The sequence below is a fragment of the Protofrankia sp. Cr1 genome, from assembly GCF_963555865.1.
Classification (GTDB): domain Bacteria; phylum Actinomycetota; class Actinomycetes; order Frankiales; family Frankiaceae; genus Protofrankia.
The window spans coordinates 5482-8195 of the sequence record NZ_CAUVXO010000170.1; the positions used below are offsets into that span (position 1 = coordinate 5482).

The following is a 2714-nucleotide window of genomic DNA, read 5'->3' on the forward strand; positions in this document are numbered from 1 at the left end:
CATTCGTGATCACCGGACTCGCCGTCGGGAGCGCGCTGGTCAACCGCGGCCTGCGCCGCCTCTTGGGGACCGCTGTCGCGGCTGTCGCGCTCGTCGTGCTGGTCCTGGCCCTTGACGTCGCCGGCATCACCACCGCGATCATCGTCATCATTCTGATCGCCGCATCCGGAGCTGCGACCCGGACCGCGTTCGGGCGTCACCGCCCGTCCGGGGTCGCTGTGGGACCTGCCCGCCATGGCGTCCTCATCGTGAACCCACGCTCGGGCGGGGGTGCCGCCGAACGTCACCACCTGGTCGACGAGGCGCGGCAGCGCGGCATCGCGACCATCACGCTCACACCGGGCGACGACCTACGCGCGCTCGCCGAAGACGCCGTCGCAGGCGGAGCAGACGTGATCGGAATGGCCGGCGGCGACGGATCGCAGGCCCTTGTCGCCGATGTCGCCCGCAGGCACGATGTCGCATTCGTCTGCATCCCGGCCGGCACCCGAAACCACTTCGCCGCCGACCTCGGCCTTGATCGCAGCGACGTCGCCGGGGCGCTGGAGGGCTTCATCACCGCCGTGGAACGACGAATCGATCTCGGTGAGGTCGATGGCCGGGTGTTCGTCAACAACGCCTCGCTGGGCATTTATGCCGAGATCGTGCAGTCCGACGACTACCGCAACTCCAAGATCGGCACGGCGACCGAGATGCTTCCGGATCTGCTCGGCCCGCGGGCCACCCCACCGGATCTGCGCTTCACCGGCCCGGACGGTGAACTCACACCGACGGCGGACGTCCTGCTCGTGTCGAACAACGCCTACCAGTTGCGCAGTCTCGGTGGGCTGGGCACCCGGCCGAAGCTCGATGGCGGGGAACTCGGGGTCGTCACCGTGCTCGTCGACCGTGCCCACGACGTGCCGGCCCTGATGGCGCTCGAGTCAGCCGGAGCGCTGGAACGCTTCCGGGGATTCCACCGGTGGACGACCCCGACGCTGCGGGTGGATTCCACCGGTCCGGTGAACATCGGCATTGACGGCGAGGCCATGCAACTGGACCCTCCGCTGGAGTTCCACTGCCTGCCGGCGGCTCTGCGGGTGCGGGTACCACCGCATGCGCCCGGCGTCCCGCCGACCCGGCCGGGCATGCTGGGAACACTGCCCGCGCTGGTGCGCATCGTCGCCGGACATTCGCCGCGATAGTCGCCCGGCGCCCATCGCGCACAGAGCGGCCGTAGGGGGCAACCTGCGAGCATGGGGACATGAGCACCGGGTTCGGGATGGATATGGACGGCGCCGACCGGACCGCCGGAGGCACCACGCATGACCTGCGCGGGCTTCTCGGGTTTCTCGGGCTGAGCGTCGATGCCGAGGCCGGCGGCGGCAGCCTCGTGGCCGGCCCGCACCTGCTCAACTCCGGCAGGACGTTGTGGGGCGGTTGTGGGCTGGCCGCGGCGATCGCGGTCACCGAGAGCATCCTCGATCGGGGCTGTGTGTGGGCGACCGTCCAGTACGTCTCTCCCATCCAGGCCGGGGCGTGTCTCAATCTTCAGCTCGAGGTAGGCCAGCACGGGCGGAGCCTGTCCCAGGTCGCGGTACGCGGCATGATCAACGACCGGCTCGCCCTGCTGGCCACGGGCACCTTCGGCGGCCCGACGGATGGCGGCCCGACAGTGGACGGCGGTGTGCAGTTCGCCGGTCCACCGGATGACGTGCCAGGCCCGCCGGACTGCCCGCCGCGGACCCACACCAGCAGCGGCCGCAGCGTGGCCGAGGCGGGGGGCATGCTCGCCCAAATCGAGCAGCGTTGGGCCCGCCCGCCACGGTCAACGCTCGATGGCAGCCCGGGTTCGGGCCGCGCCATCCTGTGGGCCCGGCTGAATCAGCCCATGGTGACCTCGACGGCGTCGGTCGCGATCCTCGCGGATCTGGCGCCGGCTGCTGTCATCGATGCGGTGGGCCGACCCGTCTACACCCTCAGCCTGGACAACAGTCTGCGGGTCGGGCGCTTGGCCCAGACGGACTGGATGCTGGTGGACGCCCAGGTCGAGGCCGTGATCGGCGGCGTAGCCCAGGTCAGCGCCAGGATATTCGACGAAAACGGACAACAGATCGCAACGGCGGATCAATCAGCCAAACTGCTCCCGCCTCGAACATCCTGAGCCGTCCAGTTAATTGATCATGCTCATGATCCGCACCGCCTGTCGGGGAGTTCGCCTGTTGCGCACCCTCACCCCGCGCATCCTCGTGAAGCCTGGTACGTTGGCTGTGTTGCAGTTGGAGCTTCCTCGAACGCTCAAACGCCCCGGAGTCTGACAGCGGGCGTTTTTCGTTTCTCCGGTCTTTTCCGGTAGTGGGACGGTCCCACCGCGGCAACCTGGTATTCGCAGTGGGCGGGCTTGGTCCAGCCCCACGAAGGAGACGACACATGGCTCAGGGCACCGTGAAGTGGTTCAACGGCGAGAAGGGATTCGGGTTTATCGCCCAGGACGGCGGCGGTCCCGACGTGTTCGTCCACTACTCCGCCATCGACAGCGCAGGCTACCGCAGCCTGGAAGAGAACCAGCGCGTCGAGTTCGAGGTGACGCAGGGCCAGAAGGGTCCGCAGGCCGAGCACGTCCGCCCGGTCTGACCCGTTCGGTGTGGAGCGCCCGCCGTCGGCGGGTGCTCCACACCGGTACGTCCTACAAAGCTTGACATTTCCTCAACGTCCGACCGCTTTGGCGATGGCCT

The 2714-nt window shown here is 68.6% G+C and carries 3 protein-coding genes; all 3 read left to right on the forward strand.

Annotated features, from left to right (window positions below):
* Positions 1-5 precede the first annotated feature (5 nt).
* The 3 genes from U9980_RS14580 to U9980_RS14590 all read left to right on the forward strand — a co-directional run bounded on the left by U9980_RS14580 (position 6) and on the right by U9980_RS14590 (position 2613).
* Positions 6-1184, forward strand: coding sequence for a diacylglycerol/lipid kinase family protein (locus U9980_RS14580; protein ID WP_322768411.1), 1179 nt, complete (start codon positions 6-8; stop codon positions 1182-1184).
* 59 nt (positions 1185-1243) lie between these two features.
* Positions 1244-2143, forward strand: a complete 900-nt coding sequence (locus U9980_RS14585; protein WP_322768407.1) for an acyl-CoA thioesterase domain-containing protein — start codon at positions 1244-1246, stop codon at positions 2141-2143.
* A 266-nt stretch (positions 2144-2409) separates the two neighbouring features.
* On the forward strand, positions 2410-2613 hold the full coding sequence (locus tag U9980_RS14590) for a cold-shock protein (protein WP_239310293.1): 204 nt from the start codon (positions 2410-2412) through the stop codon (positions 2611-2613).
* Positions 2614-2714: the final 101 nt, after the last annotated feature.